This is a genomic window from Mesorhizobium sp. M9A.F.Ca.ET.002.03.1.2, from assembly GCF_003952365.1.
Taxonomy (GTDB): domain Bacteria; phylum Pseudomonadota; class Alphaproteobacteria; order Rhizobiales; family Rhizobiaceae; genus Mesorhizobium.
In genome coordinates this window covers 1,050,440-1,068,090 of record NZ_CP034443.1, presented here as the reverse complement: position 1 = coordinate 1,068,090, position 17,651 = coordinate 1,050,440, and the positions used below count along the sequence as shown (strand labels likewise).

General features: G+C 63.6%; 16 protein-coding genes. 14 read left to right on the top strand and 2 right to left on the bottom strand.

Annotated elements, in window-relative coordinates; genetic code table 11:
• Window positions 1-180 precede the first annotated feature (180 nt).
• The 4 genes from EJ066_RS05370 (at window position 181) to EJ066_RS05355 (ending at window position 4,564) form a co-directional block, all read left to right on the top strand.
• On the top strand, window positions 181-1,353 hold the full coding sequence (locus tag EJ066_RS05370; RefSeq protein WP_126035594.1) for a divergent polysaccharide deacetylase family protein: 1,173 nt from the start codon (window positions 181-183) through the stop codon (window positions 1,351-1,353).
• A 2-nt stretch (window positions 1,354-1,355) separates the two neighbouring features.
• Window positions 1,356-1,877, top strand: a complete 522-nt coding sequence (locus EJ066_RS05365; RefSeq protein WP_126035592.1) for an RNA pyrophosphohydrolase — start codon at window positions 1,356-1,358, stop codon at window positions 1,875-1,877.
• Between the two features lie 88 nt (window positions 1,878-1,965).
• Window positions 1,966-3,117 (top strand): alanine racemase, encoded by a 1,152-nt coding sequence (gene alr / locus EJ066_RS05360; protein WP_126035590.1) that lies wholly within the window; start codon window positions 1,966-1,968, stop codon window positions 3,115-3,117.
• 190 nt (window positions 3,118-3,307) lie between these two features.
• Window positions 3,308-4,564, top strand: a complete 1,257-nt coding sequence (locus tag EJ066_RS05355) for a D-amino acid dehydrogenase (RefSeq protein WP_126035589.1) — start codon at window positions 3,308-3,310, stop codon at window positions 4,562-4,564.
• Window positions 4,565-4,710: 146 nt separating this feature from the next.
• Here EJ066_RS05355 and EJ066_RS05350 read toward each other — a convergent pair whose 3' ends face one another.
• Complete coding sequence (locus EJ066_RS05350) at window positions 4,711-5,592, bottom strand: LysR family transcriptional regulator (protein WP_126035587.1); 882 nt, start codon at window positions 5,590-5,592, stop codon at window positions 4,711-4,713.
• A gap of 395 nt (window positions 5,593-5,987) precedes the next feature.
• Between EJ066_RS05350 and EJ066_RS05340 the strand changes: the two genes are divergently transcribed.
• From EJ066_RS05340 to EJ066_RS05330, 3 genes are all read left to right on the top strand, one after another.
• Entirely contained in the window at window positions 5,988-7,484 is a 1,497-nt protein-coding gene (locus tag EJ066_RS05340) for a CoA-acylating methylmalonate-semialdehyde dehydrogenase (RefSeq protein ID WP_126035584.1), read from the top strand.
• A 519-nt stretch (window positions 7,485-8,003) separates the two neighbouring features.
• The gene (locus EJ066_RS05335) at window positions 8,004-8,303 is read left to right on the top strand and encodes a hypothetical protein (protein WP_126035583.1); all 300 of its coding nucleotides are present in this window, start codon (window positions 8,004-8,006) and stop codon (window positions 8,301-8,303) included.
• Window positions 8,304-8,575: 272 nt separating this feature from the next.
• Complete coding sequence (locus tag EJ066_RS05330) at window positions 8,576-8,890, top strand: hypothetical protein (RefSeq protein WP_126035581.1); 315 nt, start codon at window positions 8,576-8,578, stop codon at window positions 8,888-8,890.
• Window positions 8,891-8,921: 31 nt separating this feature from the next.
• Here the strand turns inward: EJ066_RS05330 and EJ066_RS05325 are convergent, their stop codons facing one another.
• Window positions 8,922-9,614 (bottom strand): GntR family transcriptional regulator, encoded by a 693-nt coding sequence (locus tag EJ066_RS05325; protein WP_245455082.1) that lies wholly within the window; start codon window positions 9,612-9,614, stop codon window positions 8,922-8,924.
• Window positions 9,615-9,683: 69 nt separating this feature from the next.
• Here EJ066_RS05325 and EJ066_RS05320 point away from each other — a divergent pair, with 69 nt between their 5' ends.
• From EJ066_RS05320 to EJ066_RS05290, 7 genes are all read left to right on the top strand, one after another.
• Window positions 9,684-10,577, top strand: coding sequence for a dihydrodipicolinate synthase family protein (locus EJ066_RS05320; RefSeq protein WP_126035578.1), 894 nt, complete (start codon window positions 9,684-9,686; stop codon window positions 10,575-10,577).
• Between the two features lie 53 nt (window positions 10,578-10,630).
• Window positions 10,631-11,881 (top strand): FAD-binding oxidoreductase, encoded by a 1,251-nt coding sequence (locus EJ066_RS05315; RefSeq protein ID WP_126043751.1) that lies wholly within the window; start codon window positions 10,631-10,633, stop codon window positions 11,879-11,881.
• A gap of 14 nt (window positions 11,882-11,895) precedes the next feature.
• The gene (locus EJ066_RS05310; protein ID WP_126035576.1) at window positions 11,896-12,897 is read left to right on the top strand and encodes a 4-hydroxyproline epimerase; all 1,002 of its coding nucleotides are present in this window, start codon (window positions 11,896-11,898) and stop codon (window positions 12,895-12,897) included.
• A 335-nt stretch (window positions 12,898-13,232) separates the two neighbouring features.
• On the top strand, window positions 13,233-14,135 hold the full coding sequence (locus EJ066_RS05305; RefSeq protein ID WP_126035574.1) for a branched-chain amino acid ABC transporter permease LivH: 903 nt from the start codon (window positions 13,233-13,235) through the stop codon (window positions 14,133-14,135).
• 4 nt (window positions 14,136-14,139) lie between these two features.
• Entirely contained in the window at window positions 14,140-15,735 is a 1,596-nt protein-coding gene (livM, locus tag EJ066_RS05300; RefSeq protein ID WP_126035572.1) for a high-affinity branched-chain amino acid ABC transporter permease LivM, read from the top strand.
• Window positions 15,735-16,919: an ABC transporter ATP-binding protein gene (locus EJ066_RS05295; RefSeq protein ID WP_281035452.1), complete on the top strand. Its 1,185-nt coding sequence runs from the start codon at window positions 15,735-15,737 to the stop codon at window positions 16,917-16,919. The genes livM and EJ066_RS05295 overlap by 1 nt, the downstream gene beginning before the upstream one ends.
• Window positions 16,919-17,647 carry an ABC transporter ATP-binding protein gene (locus tag EJ066_RS05290; protein WP_126035570.1) on the top strand — a complete coding sequence of 243 codons (729 nt, stop codon included), beginning with the start codon at window positions 16,919-16,921 and terminating at the stop codon, window positions 17,645-17,647. The genes EJ066_RS05295 and EJ066_RS05290 overlap by 1 nt, the downstream gene beginning before the upstream one ends.
• Window positions 17,648-17,651 lie beyond the last annotated feature (4 nt).

The following is a 17,651-nucleotide window of genomic DNA, read 5'->3' as shown; positions in this document are numbered from 1 at the left end:
GCCGCCTGATCGAAGCGATGCGATGCTGCCGGGGCCGCGAGGTTCCGGCAGTTTGATTCGGGGGAGCCGCGGCTGGGGTGCCGTGCATCCCCAGGGAACGTGCCAACAGTTTTGGATCGCGCATGAATCTGTGTGAAAAGTGGTCGCACTTTTCGGCGGTCATGCGCCCGGGGATGCGGCTTGGCTGATATCGGCAAGGACATCGAACGCCCGCTCGGACAGGCCGTCCGGCCGCCGCGCGCGGCCCGCACGATCAGCGCCGGCGCGGTCGCGGCCACTCTCCTGGTGCTGGCTGTGATCGGCGTCTCCGGCGCGATTGCGCTGCGCGAAAAGCCGTTTCGAAAGCTGGAAGAAGTCGCCATTTCGACGCCGAAGGCGACAACAGTGGTTGAACCCGCAGCCGCGCCGGTTGCTGAGCCAGTGCCAAAGACGGAAGCGGTGCCTAAGAGGAGTGGACCGCAGATCATCCATATGCAGACCGACGAGGGCGATGGTCCGCCCAGGGCGGCCATCGTCATCCACGACCCTTCGACGATCGGCCAGAACCTGAGGATCGCGCACATTCCCGACAGGGCGCTGGTCGAGACCAGCGAGGCCGGCCCGTTGCCGGTTCGCGCCGCCGACGGAAGGCGGCCGTTCGATGTCTACGCGCGGCCGTGGTCCGGCGCGCGCGGCGCGCGCGTGGCGATCGTCATCGGCGGACTTGCCGTGTCGCAGACCGGCACCCAGGCGGCCATTGCCAAGCTGCCGGCCGAAGTGACGCTGGGCTTCGCGCCGCAAGGCAACAGCATCGGCCGCTGGATGCAGGCGGCGCGGCAGGAAGGCCATGAGATCGTCATGCAGGTGCCGCTCGAACCGTTCGACTATCCGAACGTCAATCCCGGCCGCAACACATTGACGGTCGCGGCGACGCCGGACGAGAATTTGAAGAATTTGCGCTGGGCGCTATCGCGGACGACCAATTACACCGGCATCATGAACTATATGGGCGCACGTTTTTCGGCAGATGCGGCGGTGATGGGGCCGCTGATGGCCGAGCTCGGCAGGCGTGGCCTGGCCTATGTCGACGACGGCTCGTCGGCGCGCAGCCTCGCGTCCGACCTGGCGCTCAAGGACGGCGTGCCCTTCGTTGCCGGCGACACGTCGATCGACGCCGTACGGGACCGCGGTGCCATTTTGAAGAAGCTGGACGAGCTGGAGGCCACCGCGCGGACGAAGGGCTTTGCCGTCGGCATCGGCTCGGCCTTCGACCTGACGGTCGACACCGTGTCGTCCTGGGTGATCGAGGCCAAGAAGCGCGGTGTCGAGATCGTGCCGATCTCGGCGGTGGCGACGGATCCGGAAAAAAGTTGAGCATGGCGAAGAAAAAACCGGTCGATCCCGAAACGCTGCCTTACCGCCCCTGCGTCGGCCTGATGATCCTCAACGCAGAAGGGCTGGTCTGGGTCGGGCATCGCATTGCCGAGCCGGACAGCGAATTCGCCGGCGCGACCCAGCTCTGGCAGATGCCGCAAGGCGGCATCGACAAGGGCGAGGAGCCGCTGCGGGCGGCGGAGCGGGAGCTGTACGAAGAGACCGGCATGCGCTCGGTCTCGCTTTTGGCCGAAGCGCCGTACTGGATCAATTACGACCTGCCGGCCGACCTGGTCGGCGTCGCCTTCAAGGGCAGGTATCGCGGCCAGACGCAGAAATGGTTTGCCTACCGCTTTCACGGCGACACGAGCGAGATCGAGATCAATCCGCCGCCGGGCGGCCACACCGCCGAGTTCGACAAATGGGCCTGGCGGCCGATGCAGGAATTGCCCGATCTGATCGTGCCGTTCAAACGTCGAGTCTATGAGGACGTGGTTGCGGCGTTCCGGCATCTGGTTGCGTAGCCTGGCGCAAGCCGCGGTCGCACCGATCACGGTTGCCGCGCCGGCGCGGTGGCCCTATTGATGGCCAATCATTGCAGAAGGGGTCGGCATGAACGACGCCTCCAAAAAATCTCTTTCTGAAAGCGTCGCCGCCAAGGGCGCGCCGATCAGCGAAGCGGCGGCCGGCGCCATATTGACCGTCGATCTCGGCGCCGTCCGTGAAAATTACCGGCGGCTCAAGGCGCGGCTGGGCGGCGTCAACTGCGCGGGTGTCGTCAAGGCCGACGGCTACGGGCTCGGCGGGGCCCAAGTGGCGGCGGCGCTGGCGGCCGAAGGCTGCGCCATTTTTTTCGTCGCGCATCTGGCCGAGGGTATGTTGCTGCGCCAGGCGCTCGGCTCACGGCCGGCGATCTATGTGCTGAACGGCATTAACCCGGGCGGGGAAGGCGAAGCCTTCGAAGCGCAGCTGGGCGCGGTTATCAACAGCGCCGGCCAACTCGCCGCCTGGCGCGCGGCGGCGCTGCGGGCCGGCCACAAGCTCAAGGCTGCAATCCAGGTCGACAGCGGCATGTCGCGGCTCGGCATGGCGGCGGCGGAGGTGGAAGCCGTCACTGCCGATCCGCAGGGTTTCGACGGGATCGATGTCACCTTCGTGATGAGCCATCTGGCTCGCGCCGACGAGCCTGAGCATCCGGCCAACGAGCAGCAGCGGCTGGAATTCGAGCGGCTCCGCGAGATGCTGCCGAAGGCGCCGGCCTCGCTTGCCAATTCGTCCGGCATCTTTCTCGGGCAGCCCTTTCATTACGACCTCGCCCGTCCCGGTGCGGCGCTCTACGGCATCAATCCAACGCCGGCCGAACCGAACCCGATGCTGCCGGTGGTGCGGCTTCAGTCCAAGGTCATCCAGACGCGGATGCTCGAGGCCGGTGCCGGTGTCGGCTATGGCCATATCTTCCGCACGGCGGCTCCGCTGGCTGCCGCGACGATTTCGCTCGGCTATGGCGATGGCTGGCATCGGCGCGCCTCGGCGGCGGCGTTTTTCGACGGCGTGCGTCTGCCGTTCCTCGGTCGCGTGTCGATGGACTCGATCGTTCTCGACATTTCGGCGCTGCCGCCAGACAGGCTGAAGGCAGGCGATCTCGTCGAACTGATCGGGCCGTCGCAGACGGTGGACCAGGTCGCCGGCCAAGCCGGCACCATCGGCTACGAAATCCTGACCAGCCTCGGTCATCGTTTCCACCGGCGCTATGTGAGTGGATAAAGCACGGGCTTTTTGTTTTTATGCATGTCGTTATCCCAAAACCGCTGCGCACCTTCGGGTCAAGCCCGAGGGCATGCTTTGGGCGACATGCATCGGGCACTTGGCGGGCGCCGTAAAATCCGGCAGACAGGAAGCCACGATGCCCCGGCCCTCAAACCCCTGACAAGACGCCATTGTGGAGAGCTATGCGATGAAGATCTTCGTGCTGGGCGGCGGCGTCATCGGGGTCACCACCGCTTATTATCTTGCCGAGGCCGGCCATCAAGTGACGGTGATCGACCGCCAGAAGGGTCCGGCGCTGGAAACCAGCTTTGCCAATGCCGGCGAGATCTCGCCCGGTTACGCCTCGCCCTGGGCCGGTCCCGGCGTTCCGCTGAAGGCGATCAAATGGCTGTTGATGAAGCATGGTCCGCTGGCGCTGCGACCGACTCTCGACCCGCATATGTGGATATGGCTGGTCAAGATGCTGCGCAACTGCACGGCCGAGCGCTATGCGGTGAACAAGGCGCGCATGGTGCCCTTGGCCGAATACAGCCGCGAGATGCTGAAGGCGCTGCGAGAGGCGACCGGCATCGCCTATGACGAGCGCACCAAGGGGACGCTGCAGCTTTTTCGCACGCAACAGCAGCTCGACGGCACAGCCGGCGATGTCGAGGTGCTGAAGACATATGGCGTTCCCTACGAGATCCTCGATCCCGACGGCTGCATCGCGGCCGAGCCGGGACTGGCAGGGGTGCGCGAGAAATTCGTCGGCGGCCTGCGGCTGCCGGGCGACGAAACCGGCGACTGCAAGATGTTCACCGACCGTCTGGCGGAACTTTGCGTGGCGCGCGGCGTCACCTTCGAATACGACATGTCGATCAGGCGCATCATGCGCAAGCGCAACAGTATCGCCAGCATCAATACGAGCAAGGGTTGGAAGGCTGCCGACGCCTATGTGATGGCGATGGGCAGCTATTCGGCCAAGTTCATGCGCATGCTGAAACGGTCCATACCGGTCTACCCGGTCAAGGGCTATTCGATCACCGTGCCGATCAAGGATGCTGCCGCAGCACCGGTGTCGACGGTAATGGACGAGACCTACAAGGTGGCGATCACCAGGCTCGGCGACCGCATCCGGGTCGGTGGCACGGCGGAGATCTCCGGCTTCGACTTGAGACTGCATGAATCGCGGCGCCGCACGCTCGAACATTCGGTCGGCGACCTTTTTCCAGGCAGCGGCGACATGCGGTCGGCGACCTTCTGGTGCGGGTTGCGGCCGATGACGCCGGACGGGCCGCCGCTGATCGGCCGCACCGAGTTCTCCAATCTCTATCTCAACACTGGCCATGGCACGCTCGGCTGGACCATGGCCTGCGGCTCGGCCAAGGTCCTGGCCGACATCATCTCCAGCCGGGTGCCGGATATCGATGTCCGCGACCTCGGGCCGGAGCGATACCAGCGGTAGGATCAGAAGGCTTCCTTCGCCCAGCCCTGCTTTTGAGCGCGGTGAGGAACTTGCCGCGCGACTTGGGATCTAGCTCCGACACACTTCGCTCAAAACTGCGCAGCGGTTTTGAGGACAGACAATTCAAGCGCGCCGGATGGATCTCGTCAGACGAACAATCCCCGTTCCCGCTCCACCGCCTTGGTGATGAAGCTCGCGACGATCTGGACGCGGCGCAGCGGCCTGACCGATTCGTGATAGACCAGCCAGTAGGCGCGGCGGATAGGCGCGACGATGTCGACAGCCACCAGTTCCGGCATCGAACGGGCGACGAAGGTGTGCAGGATGCCGATGCCGGCGCCGGAGCGCACCGCTTCGGCCTGGCCGAGTGCCGAGGAGATGGCGAAGCTCGTGCGCCAGTCGGCGCTGAACTCGGCCGCATAGTCGAGCGAGGAGCTGACGATGAGGTCCGGCACATAGCCGATCAGCGTGTGCCGGCCAAGCTCGGCGGGCGTCTGGGGCAGGCCATGCGCTTCGGCATAGGCGCGGGACGCGAACAGGCCGAGCGTGTAGTCGACCAGCTTTCCCGCCACCAGCCTGCCTTCGGTCGGCCGCTCCACGGTGATGGCGATGTCGGCCTCGCGCCTGGACAGCGAGAAGGAACGCGGCACCGGCACCAGCTGGATGGTGAGCTCGCGGTGAAGCGCCGTCAGTGCGCCGAGGCGTTTGGCCAGGAAGGCGACGCCAAAGCCGTCCGGCGCGCCGATGCGCACGGTGCCGGAGACATCGTCGCCTTCGCCCGCCACCGTCGAGCGCGCGGCGATCATGTCGCCTTCCATGCGCTCGGCGATGTCGAGGAAGCGCTCGCCGGCCGGCGTCAGCTCACTGCCGGTGGTCAGCCGGCGAAAGAGTTTTGTGCGCAGCGCATCCTCGAGTGCGGCGATGCGGCGCGAGACGGTGGCGTGGTTGAGCTCCAGCCGCCTGGCCGCGCCGAGGATCTGACCGGCACGCGCTACGGCGAGGAAGATGCGGACGTCATCCCAGTTCATGGGAACGGTCCGTCTTAGTAACGAGCGCCGCGTTCCCGCCCACCCCCCTCTGTCCTGCCGGACATCTCCCCCGCAAGGGGGGAGATCGGATGTCGCTTCGGCCTTCGCCAATCACTAATGTCGCAAAGGGAGAGCCGGCGGCGAAGCTGCTAATCTCCCCTCTTGCAGGGGAGATGTCCGGCAGGACAGAGGGGGGCGTGAAGGAACTCAATCTCTCAATCCGTGTGGCGATAGCCACATCCCTATCATTTGCGAGAATTGATGCACAGGCACTCACCGCTATCTATTCTCCGCACAACGGTTGCGTTTTCGCTCGCGTTGCCATCGGCCGCGCAAAGGCGGACAATGTCTCATCACCAATACAGGGCCTCATCACAAACTCAGGGAGAGAAACCATGATCGAATACGGTCATTTCATCGGCGGCAAGCGTGTCGCTGGGACCAGCGGCCGCAAGCAGGATGTCATGCAGCCGATGGACGGCACGGTGCGCGGCACGGTGGCGCTGGCTTCGCAGGCGGAACTGCGTGCGGCGGTGGAAAACGCCAAAGCGGCGCAGCCCGGCTGGGCGGCGACCAATCCGCAGCGACGCGTGCGTGTGTTGATGAAGTTTCTCGAACTGGTTGCCAGGGACTATGACGTGCTGGCCGACATTCTGGCGCGCGAACACGGCAAGACCATCGCCGACGCCAAGGGCGACATCCAGCGCGGCCTGGAAGTGGTCGAAGTCTGCATCGGCGCGCCGCATATGATGAAGGGCGAGTTCACCGACGGCGCCGGCCCCGGCATCGACGTCTATTCGATGCGCCAGCCGCTCGGCGTGGTCGCCGGCATCACGCCGTTCAACTTCCCGGCGATGATCCCTCTGTGGAAGATCGCGCCGGCCATCGCTTGCGGCAATGCCTTCATCCTCAAGCCTTCGGAGCGCGACCCGGGCGTACCGCTGCGCATCGCCGAACTGTTCATCGAGGCCGGCCTGCCGGCCGGCATCCTCAATGTCGTCAACGGCGACAAGGAGGTGGTCGACGCCATCCTCGACGATCCCGACATCAAGGCCATCGGCTTCGTCGGCTCGACGCCGATCGCCCACTACATCTATTCGCGCGGTACGGCGTCGGGCAAGCGCGTGCAGTGCTTCGGCGGCGCCAAGAACCACATGATCATCATGCCCGACGCCGACATGGACCAGACCGTCGATGCGCTGATCGGCGCCGGCTACGGCTCGGCCGGTGAGCGCTGCATGGCGATCTCGGTTGCCGTCCCGGTCGGCAACGACACAGCCAACCGGCTGATGGAAAAGTTGGTGCCGCGTGTGGAAAGCCTGAAGGTCGGCCCGTCGACGGATTCGTCCGCCGATTTCGGCCCGCTGGTGACGGCGCAGGCACTGGAGCGGGTCAAGGGCTATGTCGACACCGGCGTTAAGGAAGGCGCCAAGCTGGTCGTCGATGGCCGCGGCTTTTCCATGCAGGGCTACGAGAACGGCTACTATATGGGCGGCTGCCTGTTCGACAACGTGACCGCCGACATGCGCATCTACAAGGAAGAGATCTTTGGGCCGGTGCTCTCGGTGGTGCGTGCGCCGACTTACGAGAACGCGATCAAGCTCGCCAACGATCACGAGATGGGTAACGGCGTCGCCATCTTCACCCGCGACGGCGATGCCGCCCGCGACTTCGCCTCGAGGGTCCAGGTCGGCATGGTCGGCGTCAACGTGCCGATCCCGGTGCCGATCGCCTACTACACCTTCGGCGGCTGGAAAGCGTCTTCCTTCGGCGACCTCAACCAGCACGGACCGGACGCGTTCCGCTTCTATACCAAGACCAAGACGGTGACCTCGCGTTGGCCGTCCGGCATCAAGGACGGCGCCGAATTCGTCATCCCGACGATGAACTAGCCGGACGGTTCCTTGTTTGCGCGTCCTCGCCTTTGGCTGCGGGCGCGCGGGCCGGCGTCAAGGACGGCGCCGAATTCGTCATCCCGACGATGAACTAGCCGGACGGTTCCTTGTTTGCGCGTCCTCGCCTTTGGCTGCGGCGCGCGGGCCGACGTCAAGGACGGCGCCGAATTCGTCATCCCGACGATGAATTAGCCGGACGGTTCCTTTTTGCGCGCCCTCGCCTTTGGCTGCGGCGCGCGGGCAGGCATCAAAGACGGCGCCGAGTTCGTCATCCCGACGATGAATTAGCCGATTACGAATCCGGATTGAAATATGGAAGAAAGAAAGGGCCCGGGCCGGAGACGCCGGGCCTTTTTCTTGTCGGGTCGCGGCCCGTATCTGAGTGAACGGTAATGTGATGGAACCAGGCGGGCAACAGAAGCCTTAAATTGCAATTCCGCCGCGAGATGCGTGGCAGATCAACCAACGGCGCTGGTGACAGCTTCGGGGACATTGTCTGGCGCAAGGAGGTGTCAGATGACACGTCTAGTGGCAACGATACTTTGCGCAGTGGCAGCGGCGTTTTTCGTCGCCCCGGCAACGGCGGCCGAACAATGCGCGGCACGAGCCGACATGATCAAGGCGCTCGGCGACAAGTTCAAGGAAAATCCGACCGCGCTCGGCGTCGTCAATCCGAATGTGATTGTTGAAGTCTTCGTTTCCGACCAGGGCACCTGGACCATCCTCGCCAGCGACACACGCGGTCAAAGCTGCGTGGTTTCAGTTGGTGAAGGCTGGGAGAGCGCACTGAAGACAGCGGCACTGCCAGGCACCTGAGCGTGCCCTTTTTTTTTAGCTGCCAGGCCGCGGTTCCCGGCGACAACTTTGAAACGGATCCACAGGCGCCCGTAACGGGCGCCTGCTTGCGCTTTTTCGTTGCCGACACCATATATGGAACATAGTGGGAACATCTGGAATCGTCCCCGCTGAAGACAGACCGGAACACAGAAAGGAACGACGCGATGATGATGACGTCGGAACCGGCCTGGATCGCTCCGGCAAAATGAGGCGTCCCCCTTTGCCGGAACGTGATGGCAAAGGAGGTGCCTATGGCACGCAAATCGCTGTTGGGTTGGGTGAAAATCTTGGCTCTTGCTGGCGCATTGGCGCTGGTTACGAACGCCGCAAGCGCCCAGTATCAATACTGCGTTGAACATGGCGATCTCGTCGCTCACCTGAGCGAGAAGTTCCAGGAAAAACAGTTTGCTTTCGGGCTGATCGGTCACATGGCGATTATGGAAGTCTTTGTCGCCGAGACCGGAACCTGGACGATCATCGTCACCGATGTCGCCGGCAGAAGCTGCATCGTCGCGGCCGGCGAACATTGGGAAAACGTGGTGATCCCGGCCGACCATGACGCATGACGGTCAGGACGCATTGATCAGATGGGCGGTCTCAGCGCGTGGCGGCCGCCTCGGCATGGCCGCGCAGCAGCGCCATCAGGCGCTTGGCGTCCTTGCCGGCGGCGTCTTCATCGCCGGCGAGAATCGAGCGGATCAGCGCGACGTGGTGCTCGGCCGATTCGGCGAGCCCGGTATCGGCTTTGTAGCGGAACCAGAAGCGGCGGCTGTGGGTCTGCAGGGGAGCCGCCAGCCGCGCGGCGAAGGGGTTGTCGGCAGCCAGCGCCAGCGCTTCGTCGAGCGCCTTGTCGGCCTGAATGAAGGCCAGCACATTGCCTGATATCACCGCCTTCTGCATGGCCAGCGCCGCATCGTGAAACAGGTCGGCGGCCTCACGGGTGACGAAGCGGGCGGCCGAGCGGGCAAGAACCACCTCGACGCCACGCCGTGCATCGAGAACGCGCAGCCAGTCGCCGGGATGGAGCGGGGCAATGGCGATGCCGGCGCGCGGCCGGACATCGAGCAGCCCCTCCCACGCCAGCCGCTGGATCGCCTCGCGCACCGGCGTGCGGCCGAGCCCGAGCCTGTCGATCAGCGCGCTCTCCGTGACGAAGCTCGCGGGCGCCAGCTTGAGCGTCACGATCATGTGCTCGAGCGTGCGATAGGCTTTCGCCGCCACTGGCTCGAATACGGGGCTTGTTTCATTGAATATCAAAGGCGAGCTCCTGATATATTTTTGATATATCATAGTGAAATCCGTGTTGACAGTCCGTTTCTTAATAAATATACGACTGATATATCAGATGGAGCAATGACCATGTGGACCGGAGTTTTTCCCGCCGTCACGACCAAATTCACCGAGGACGACCGCCTCGACCATGCCGAGATGGAGCGCTGCTTTGCGCTGCAGATGGACGCCGGCTGCGACGGCATCATCGTCTGCGGCTCGCTTGGCGAAGGGCCGATGCTGTCGCATGACGAGAAGATCGAGGTGCTGAAGACCGCGCAGAAGATCGCCGGCAAGAAGCCGGTTCTGCTGACGGTCAATGAGCCCGGCACACGCGAGGCGGCGGCGATCGCGCGCCGCGCCGCCACGGAGGGCGCCAACGGGCTGATGGTGGTGCCGAGCCCGATCTACCACACCAATGCGGAGGAGACGGTCGCTGCGCTGCGTGCCGTCGCCGAGGCCGGCGACCTGCCGGTGATGATCTACTCCAACCGGCTCGCCTATCGCGTCGACGTCACCGTCGACCAGATGGAGGAACTGGCGAAGGACAAGCGTTTTGTCGCCATCAAGGAATCCTCCGACGACATCCGCCGCTCGACCGAGATCATCAACCGCTTCGGCGACCGCTACGATTTGTTCACCGGCGTCGACAATCTGGCGTTCGAGGCGCTGTCGGTCGGCGCCATCGGCTGGGTGGCCGGATTGGTCACCGCATTCCCGCGCGAGACGGTCGCCATCTACCAATTGATGAAGCAGGGCCGCCGCGAGGAGGCGCTGAAAATCTACCGCTGGTTCCGGCCGCTGCTCGACCTCGACGTCTCGACCTACCTGGTGCAGAACATCAAGCTCGCCGAAGTCTTGGCGATCGACACCAACGACCGCGTGCGCATGCCGCGCCAGCCGCTGTCCGGCGAGCGCCGCAGGACGGTCGAGAAGATCGTCAGGGATGCGCTGGCGGTGCGGCCAGAGCTGCCGACGTTCTGAGGTTGTAAGTTTCGCATTCGCAGGCTTCGTTTCAGATGCCCTCTTACCCGGCCATGAACAACGATGCGACGCTCGACATCGCCATTATCGGCGGCGGCATCATCGGCATCTGTGTCGCTGCCTATCTGGCCGAGGCGGGGCGCAGCGTCACCGTCTTTGACCGCACCGGGATTTGCGAAGAAACGAGCTCCGGCAATGCCGCGGCCCTGGCCTTTTCCGATGTGCTGCCGCTGGCCCACAAGGGCATGATCAGGCATCTGCCGAAATGGCTTGCCGACCCGCTCGGCCCGCTCAGCATCCCGCCCGCCTATCTGCCGAAGCTGCTGCCCTGGCTCGTCCGTTTCTGGCGCGCCGGCCGAAGCGACCGTTACGAGGCCAGCCTTGTGGCGCAGGCCGGAATGATGCGGCTCGCCGAGGCCGAATGGGCCGGGCTGATGGCGCGCTCGGGCACCGGAAACATGTTGCGCGAGGATGGCTCGCTTGAACTTTACGAGAGCGAGGCCGAGTTCAAGGCGTCGCTGCCCGGCTGGGCGGCCAGGCAGCGGTTCGGCATTGGCTTCAGCCATGTCGAGGGCGATGCCCTCGCCGCCTTGCAGCCGGGCCTGTCGCCGCTTTTCGTCAAGGGCACCTTCGTACCCGGCTGGAAGACCGTCGCCGATCCGAAATCATTGGGCAAGGCGATCTGGGCCTATGCCGAGACCAAGGGCGCGCGTTTCGAAAGAGCGCGGATCGACCGCGTCGAAGCGAGGCAGGATGGCGCGACACTGACGCTGGCCGACGGCACGGTGCGGCAGGCAAAACGCCTCGTCATCGCTGCCGGCGCGTGGTCGCATCTCCTGGCGAAACATCTCGGCGACCGTATCCCGCTCGAAACCGAGCGCGGCTACAACACGACCCTGCCGAAGGCCGCCTTCGACGTGAAGCGGCAACTGATCTTCTCCGGCCATGGCTTCGTCATCACTCCGCTTGAAACCGGTGTGCGCGTTGGCGGCGCGGTCGAGCTTGGCGGCATCGAGCGGCCGCCCAACTATTACAGATCGAAAGCGCTGCTCGAAAAGGCCAAAAGCTTCCTGCCGGGGCTTGATCCGGCCGGCGGCCGCGAATGGATGGGGTTCCGGCCGTCGCTGCCGGATTCGTTGCCCGTGATCGGTGGCGGCAAGCAGGCCGGCACGATAGTCTATGCCTTCGGCCACGGCCATCTTGGCCTGACCCAGGCGGCTGCCACCGGATGCTTGATCCGCGATCTCATTCTCGGCCAAAATCCGGTGTTTGATCTTTCTGCGTTTTCTCCGAACCGCTTCTGACGGGATCTCTAGAAATGGCGCGCCACTCCTTCTTCTGCATCGACGGCCACACCTGCGGCAATCCGGTGCGGCTCGTCGCCGGCGGCGGACCGCTGCTCCAAGGGGCGACGATGATGGAGCGGCGCGCGCATTTCCTGGCCGAATATGATTGGATCCGCACTGGGCTGATGTTCGAGCCGCGCGGCCATGACGTGATGTCCGGCTCGATCCTCTATCCGCCGACGAGGCCCGATTGCGACATCGCCATTCTGTTCATCGAAACCTCGGGCTGCCTGCCGATGTGCGGCCACGGCACCATCGGCACGGTGACGATGGCCATCGAGCACGGGCTGATCAAGCCGAAGACGCCGGGTTTGCTCAGGCTGGACACGCCGGCCGGCCTGGTCATCGCCGAGTACAAGCAGGTCGGTGAATATGTCGAGGAGGTGCGCATCACCAACGTGCCGTCCTTCCTTCATGCCGAGGGTCTGACGGTCGAATGTCCGCAGCTCGGCGAGATCAGCGTCGATGTCGCCTATGGCGGCAATTTCTATGCCATCGTCGAGCCGCAAAAGAACTATCGCGACATGGCCGACCATTCCGCCGGAGATTTAATCGCCTGGAGCCCGGTGGTGCGGCAGCGACTCAACGAGAAGTACTCCTTCGTGCACCCCGAGAATCCCGGCATCGACCGGCTGTCGCATATGCTGTGGACGGGCGCGCCGACCAACAGCCAAGCGGATGCGCGCAACGCGGTCTTCTACGGCGACAAGGCGATCGACCGTTCGCCTTGCGGCACCGGCACCTCGGCGCGAATGGCGCAGCTTCACGCCAAGGGCAGGCTCAGCGCCGGCGACGACTTCATTCATGAATCGATCATCGGCTCGCTGTTCAAGGGCAGGGTCGAAAAGGAAGTCACGGTGGCGGGCAATCCGGCGATCATTCCCTCGATCGGCGGCTGGGCGCGCATGACCGGATTGAACACGATCTTCATCGACGACCGCGATCCGTTCGCGCACGGATTCGTCGTCAAATAGCGGGGATCCTGACCCTAGGGAAACGAAGGGAACGCAAAGATCGATCGCTTTGGCGACGCAACGATCCTGCTCATCAACTTATTTTGACGGCGATTCCTTCGAAAGGAGGTGCATGTTGACGCCGAATCGTCAAAGACATTGCGTTATGCCAATGATAGGGTCCGCGATAGTCCAGAGGCCCGAAGGGAAAGAACGGGCAATTCGATTGCGTGCTTCAAAATCACGCATGACGATTGAAAAATCACGTTGCAATCCGGGCTCGAAACTTTACGACTAGGGGAAATACGAAAAGGAATGCGTCTGCATGGGCGACATTCCAGGGGAGCCACGACAGCATGCAGTATTTTGTCCAGCAGCTTATCAACGGGCTGACACTGGGATCAATCTATGGGCTGATAGCGATCGGCTACACGATGGTCTACGGCATCATCGGCATGATCAATTTCGCCCATGGCGACATCTTCATGATCGGCGCCTTTACCGCCCTCATCGTTTTCCTCATCCTCGGTGCGTTGTTCTATTCGGTGCCGGTGGTGATCGCGCTCCTGGTCATGATGATCGTCGCGATGCTGTTGACCAGCCTGTATAACTGGACGATCGAGAAGGTGGCCTACCGGCCCTTGCGTGGTTCGTTCCGGCTGGCGCCGCTGATCACCGCGATCGGCATGTCGATCGCGCTGTCCAACTTCGTCCAAGTGACGCAGGGGCCGCGCAACAAGCCGATCCCGCCGATGGTGTCCAAGGTCTACAATATCGAGGGCATCAGCGTGTCGCTGAAGCAGATCATCATCGTCGTCGTCACCGCGCTGCTGCTGGCGCTGTTCTGGTACCTGGTCAACAGGACGTCGCTTGGTCGAGCGCAAAGAGCCTGCGAGCAGGACCGCAAGATGGCGGCATTGCTAGGCATCGACGTCGACCGTACCATCTCGATCACCTTCGTCATGGGCGCGGCCCTTGCGGCCGTCGCCGGTACGCTGTTCCTGATGTATTACGGCGTCATCGCCTTCTCCGACGGTTTCACACCCGGCGTGAAGGCATTCACGGCGGCGGTGCTCGGCGGCATCGGCTCGCTGCCCGGCGCCGTGCTCGGTGGGCTGATGATCGGCTTCATCGAGAGCATGTGGTCGGCCTATTTCTCGATCGACTACAAGGACGTCGCCGCCTTCTCCATCCTGGCGATCGTGCTGATCTTCCTGCCTTCCGGCATTCTGGGCCGGCCAGAAGTCGAAAAGGTCTGAGGTCATGGCCGTCACCGCATCTCCGGAGCGCGACATCGTCGCCACCCCAGTGCAACGCGCCACGCGCGAGGCGTTTTATGCCGGCGCCATCGTGCTCGGCCTGTTCGTGCTGTTCATCGGGCTGAAGACCGATCAGAACATCTCGAACGAACTGATCCTTGTCCAGCGCTGGTGGCTTCTCTTTGCCGTGGTTGTGCTGACCATGGTCGGACGCTTTGTCTATATCGCCTATGGCCAGCCCTTCCTGGCTAAACAGAAGATCGCCGATATCGCCACCGGCCTGTTGCCGGACACCGTGGCCACGCGGTTCTTCCGGTTGCCGTATTTCATCGCAGCCATCGCCATAGTGGTCGTTCTGGCTCTCCTGGCCGGCTCCCTTGATGCCTTGCTGGGGCCGGGCCTTGCCGGTTATGCGCGGTTCGCACGAGCGCTGGCGATCATCTACGCCCTGGCCTCGGTGCTGTTTTATTTCCGCAGCTTCATCCATGCGCACTTCTCGGCATTGGGCATCGCCACACTGGCGACCTATCCTGTCATCGTTGTGCTGGTGCTTGCGCTGTACAGCGGATCGATGGCGGGCGGCTTCCAGGGCTCGCTGAAATGGATCGACAATTTCGGCATCCAGATCCTGATCTATGTGATGCTGGCGTGGGGGCTGAATATCGTCGTTGGCCTCGCCGGTCTGCTCGACCTCGGATATGTCGCCTTCTACGCCGTCGGCGCCTATGCCTATGCACTGCTCGGCACGCAATACGGCCTGTCGTTCTGGATCCTGCTGCCGGCCGCCGGCGCCATGGCCGCGTTCTGGGGCGTGATGCTCGGCTTTCCGGTGCTGCGCCTGCGCGGCGACTATCTGGCGATCGTGACGCTGGCCTTCGGCGAGATCATAAGGCTGGTGATCATCAACTGGCGCGAGGTGACCAACGGATCGGCCGGTATTTCAGGCATCCCAAAGGTCTCTTTCTTCGGTCTGATGTCGTTCAACGTCTCGGACGAGAACTATATCGCCAAGGTGCTCGACATCGCCCAGTCAGGCGCCTACTACAAGATCTTCCTCTACTACCTGATCCTCGGGCTCTGCCTGCTCACCGCCTTCGTCACCATAAGGCTCAGGCGCATGCCCGTCGGCCGCGCCTGGGAAGCGCTGCGCGAGGACGAGATCGCCTGCCGCTCGCTCGGCATCAACACCACCACCACCAAGCTCACCGCTTTTGCCACCGGCGCCATGTTCGGCGGCTTCGCCGGCTCGTTCTTCGCCGCGCGGCAAGGTTTCGTCAGCCCCGAATCCTTCATCTTCCTGGAATCAGCGATCATCCTGGCCATCGTCGTGCTTGGCGGCATGGGCTCGCTGGTCGGCATTGCCGTCGCAGCCATGGTGATGATCGGCGGCACCGAGGCGCTGCGCGAACTCGATTTCCTGAAGCAGGTCTTCGGTCCAGATTTCACTCCGGAACTCTACCGCATGCTGCTGTTCGGCATGGCCATGGTCATCGTCATGGTTTGGAAGCCGCGCGGCTTCGTCGGCAGTCGTGAACCGACAGCCTTTCTCAAGGAGCGCAGGGCCGTATCCGGTTCCTTCACCAAGGAGGGCCACGGCTGATGAGTGATGCGAGCTCGATTCAGAAAGCCAACCCGGGCATGAACGATGCCATACTGCAGGTCGAGCATCTGTCGATGAAGTTCGGCGGTCTCGTTGCCATCGGCGACCTGTCCTTCCAGGCCAGGCGCGGCGAGATTACCGCCCTGATCGGACCGAACGGCGCCGGCAAGACCACCGTGTTCAACTGCATCACCGGTTTCTACAAACCGTCGGAAGGCATGCTTACGCTCAATCGGCGCGACGGCTCGAGCTATCTGCTCGAACGATTGCCCAATCATGAGATTCCGGCGCGTGCCAAGGTGGCGCGCACCTTCCAGAACATTCGTCTGTTCTCGGGCATGACGCTGCTGGAGAACCTGCTGGTGGCACAGCACAACAAGCTGATGAAGGCGTCCGGCTACACCGTCCTCGGCCTGTTCGGCTTCAGCGGCTACCGGACAGCGTCGGCCGAGTCGATCGACCTGGCCAGGCACTGGCTGGAGAAGGCCAACCTCGTCGACCGAGCCGACGATCCGGCCGGCGACCTGCCCTACGGCGCACAACGGCGCCTGGAGATCGCGCGGGCCATGTGCACGGGTCCGGAACTGCTCTGCCTCGACGAACCGGCCGCCGGGCTCAATCCAAAGGAATCAATGGCGCTCAACGAGCTCCTGATGGACATCAAGGACAATACCGGCACCTCGATCCTGCTGATCGAGCACGACATGGCGGTGGTCATGCAGATTTCCGACCACGTCGTGGTGCTCGAATATGGCCGCAAGATTTCGGACGGCAGCCCGCAGGCGGTACGCACCGACCCGCGGGTCATCGCCGCCTATCTCGGGGTCGAAGACGAGGAGGTCGAGACGGTGCTGACCGAGGTCGGCGACGAAGACGTCATCGAGCAACTGGATACGGGTCCGGATTCGGCGCACGGCCCGGGCACGTCATCTTCGTATCTCGCCGGACCGGTGACCGACACGGTCGGCCATAGCGAGGGCGAACGCGTCACGGTGTCGAGGGGCGCCTCGAAGGCCGGGCAGGTCGATGCAAGGTCGAGTGCCGCATCTAAGCCCGCATCGCCGACCAAAGCCAAACCGAAGGCGAAACCTGCTGCCGCGAAATCTTCCGCAGCAAAGCCGACCACCAAGGCTGCGACGAAGTCGACACCGGGCGTCACCAACCGGCGCGGAGGGCGTAAATAATGGCTGGCACAACGCTGCTCGATATCAAGGGCGTCCAGACCTACTACGGCAACATCAGGGCGTTGAACGGCGTCGATGTCACCGTCAAGCAGGGCGAGATCGTGGCGCTGATCGGCGCCAATGGCGCCGGCAAGTCGACGCTGATGATGACCATTTTTGGTGCTCCACGGGCGCGGGCGGGCACCATCACCTTCGCCGGCACCGACATCACTCAATTGCCGACCCATGAGATCGCGCGCATGCGCATCGCCCAGTCGCCGGAGGGCCGGCGCATCTTCCCGCGCATGACGGTGATGGAAAACCTGCAGATGGGCGCTAGCCTCGACAACCTCCAGCATTACGACGAGGACGTCGAGAAGGTGTTCACTCTGTTTCCGCGCCTGAAGGAGCGCATTGCCCAGCGCGGCGGCACGCTGTCGGGCGGCGAGCAGCAGATGCTGTCGATCGGCCGGGCGCTGATGGCGCGGCCGAAGCTGCTCCTGCTCGACGAGCCGTCGCTGGGCCTGGCGCCGCTGATCGTCAAGCAGATCTTCGACGCCATTCGCGAGTTGAACCGCACGCAGGGGCTGACCGTGTTCCTGGTCGAGCAGAACGCCTTCGGCGCGCTGAAGCTCGCCACGCGCGGCTATGTCTTGGTCAACGGCAATGTGACGATGAGCGGCACCGGCAAGGAGCTGCTCGCCGATCCGGACGTGCGCGCCGCCTATCTCGAAGGCGGCCATCACTGAGTTC

What these genes read in the sequence shown, in the direction of transcription:
- EJ066_RS05335 (WP_126035583.1), top strand. Translation starts at nt 8,004, where the DNA reads ATGACACGTCTAGTGGCAACGATACTTTGCGCAGTGGCAGCGGCGTTT.
- EJ066_RS05325 (WP_245455082.1), bottom strand. Translation starts at nt 9,614, where the DNA reads ATGATATATCAAAAATATATCAGGAGCTCGCCTTTGATATTCAATGAA.
- EJ066_RS05330 (WP_126035581.1), top strand. Translation starts at nt 8,576, where the DNA reads ATGGCACGCAAATCGCTGTTGGGTTGGGTGAAAATCTTGGCTCTTGCT.
- EJ066_RS05310 (WP_126035576.1), top strand. Translation starts at nt 11,896, where the DNA reads ATGGCGCGCCACTCCTTCTTCTGCATCGACGGCCACACCTGCGGCAAT.
- EJ066_RS05340 (WP_126035584.1), top strand. Translation starts at nt 5,988, where the DNA reads ATGATCGAATACGGTCATTTCATCGGCGGCAAGCGTGTCGCTGGGACC.
- EJ066_RS05315 (WP_126043751.1), top strand. Translation starts at nt 10,631, where the DNA reads ATGAACAACGATGCGACGCTCGACATCGCCATTATCGGCGGCGGCATC.
- EJ066_RS05355 (WP_126035589.1), top strand. Translation starts at nt 3,308, where the DNA reads ATGAAGATCTTCGTGCTGGGCGGCGGCGTCATCGGGGTCACCACCGCT.
- alr (WP_126035590.1), top strand. Translation starts at nt 1,966, where the DNA reads ATGAACGACGCCTCCAAAAAATCTCTTTCTGAAAGCGTCGCCGCCAAG.
- EJ066_RS05290 (WP_126035570.1), top strand. Translation starts at nt 16,919, where the DNA reads ATGGCTGGCACAACGCTGCTCGATATCAAGGGCGTCCAGACCTACTAC.
- EJ066_RS05295 (WP_281035452.1), top strand. Translation starts at nt 15,735, where the DNA reads ATGAGTGATGCGAGCTCGATTCAGAAAGCCAACCCGGGCATGAACGAT.
- livM (WP_126035572.1), top strand. Translation starts at nt 14,140, where the DNA reads ATGGCCGTCACCGCATCTCCGGAGCGCGACATCGTCGCCACCCCAGTG.
- EJ066_RS05350 (WP_126035587.1), bottom strand. Translation starts at nt 5,592, where the DNA reads ATGAACTGGGATGACGTCCGCATCTTCCTCGCCGTAGCGCGTGCCGGT.
- EJ066_RS05365 (WP_126035592.1), top strand. Translation starts at nt 1,356, where the DNA reads ATGGCGAAGAAAAAACCGGTCGATCCCGAAACGCTGCCTTACCGCCCC.
- EJ066_RS05305 (WP_126035574.1), top strand. Translation starts at nt 13,233, where the DNA reads ATGCAGTATTTTGTCCAGCAGCTTATCAACGGGCTGACACTGGGATCA.
- EJ066_RS05320 (WP_126035578.1), top strand. Translation starts at nt 9,684, where the DNA reads ATGTGGACCGGAGTTTTTCCCGCCGTCACGACCAAATTCACCGAGGAC.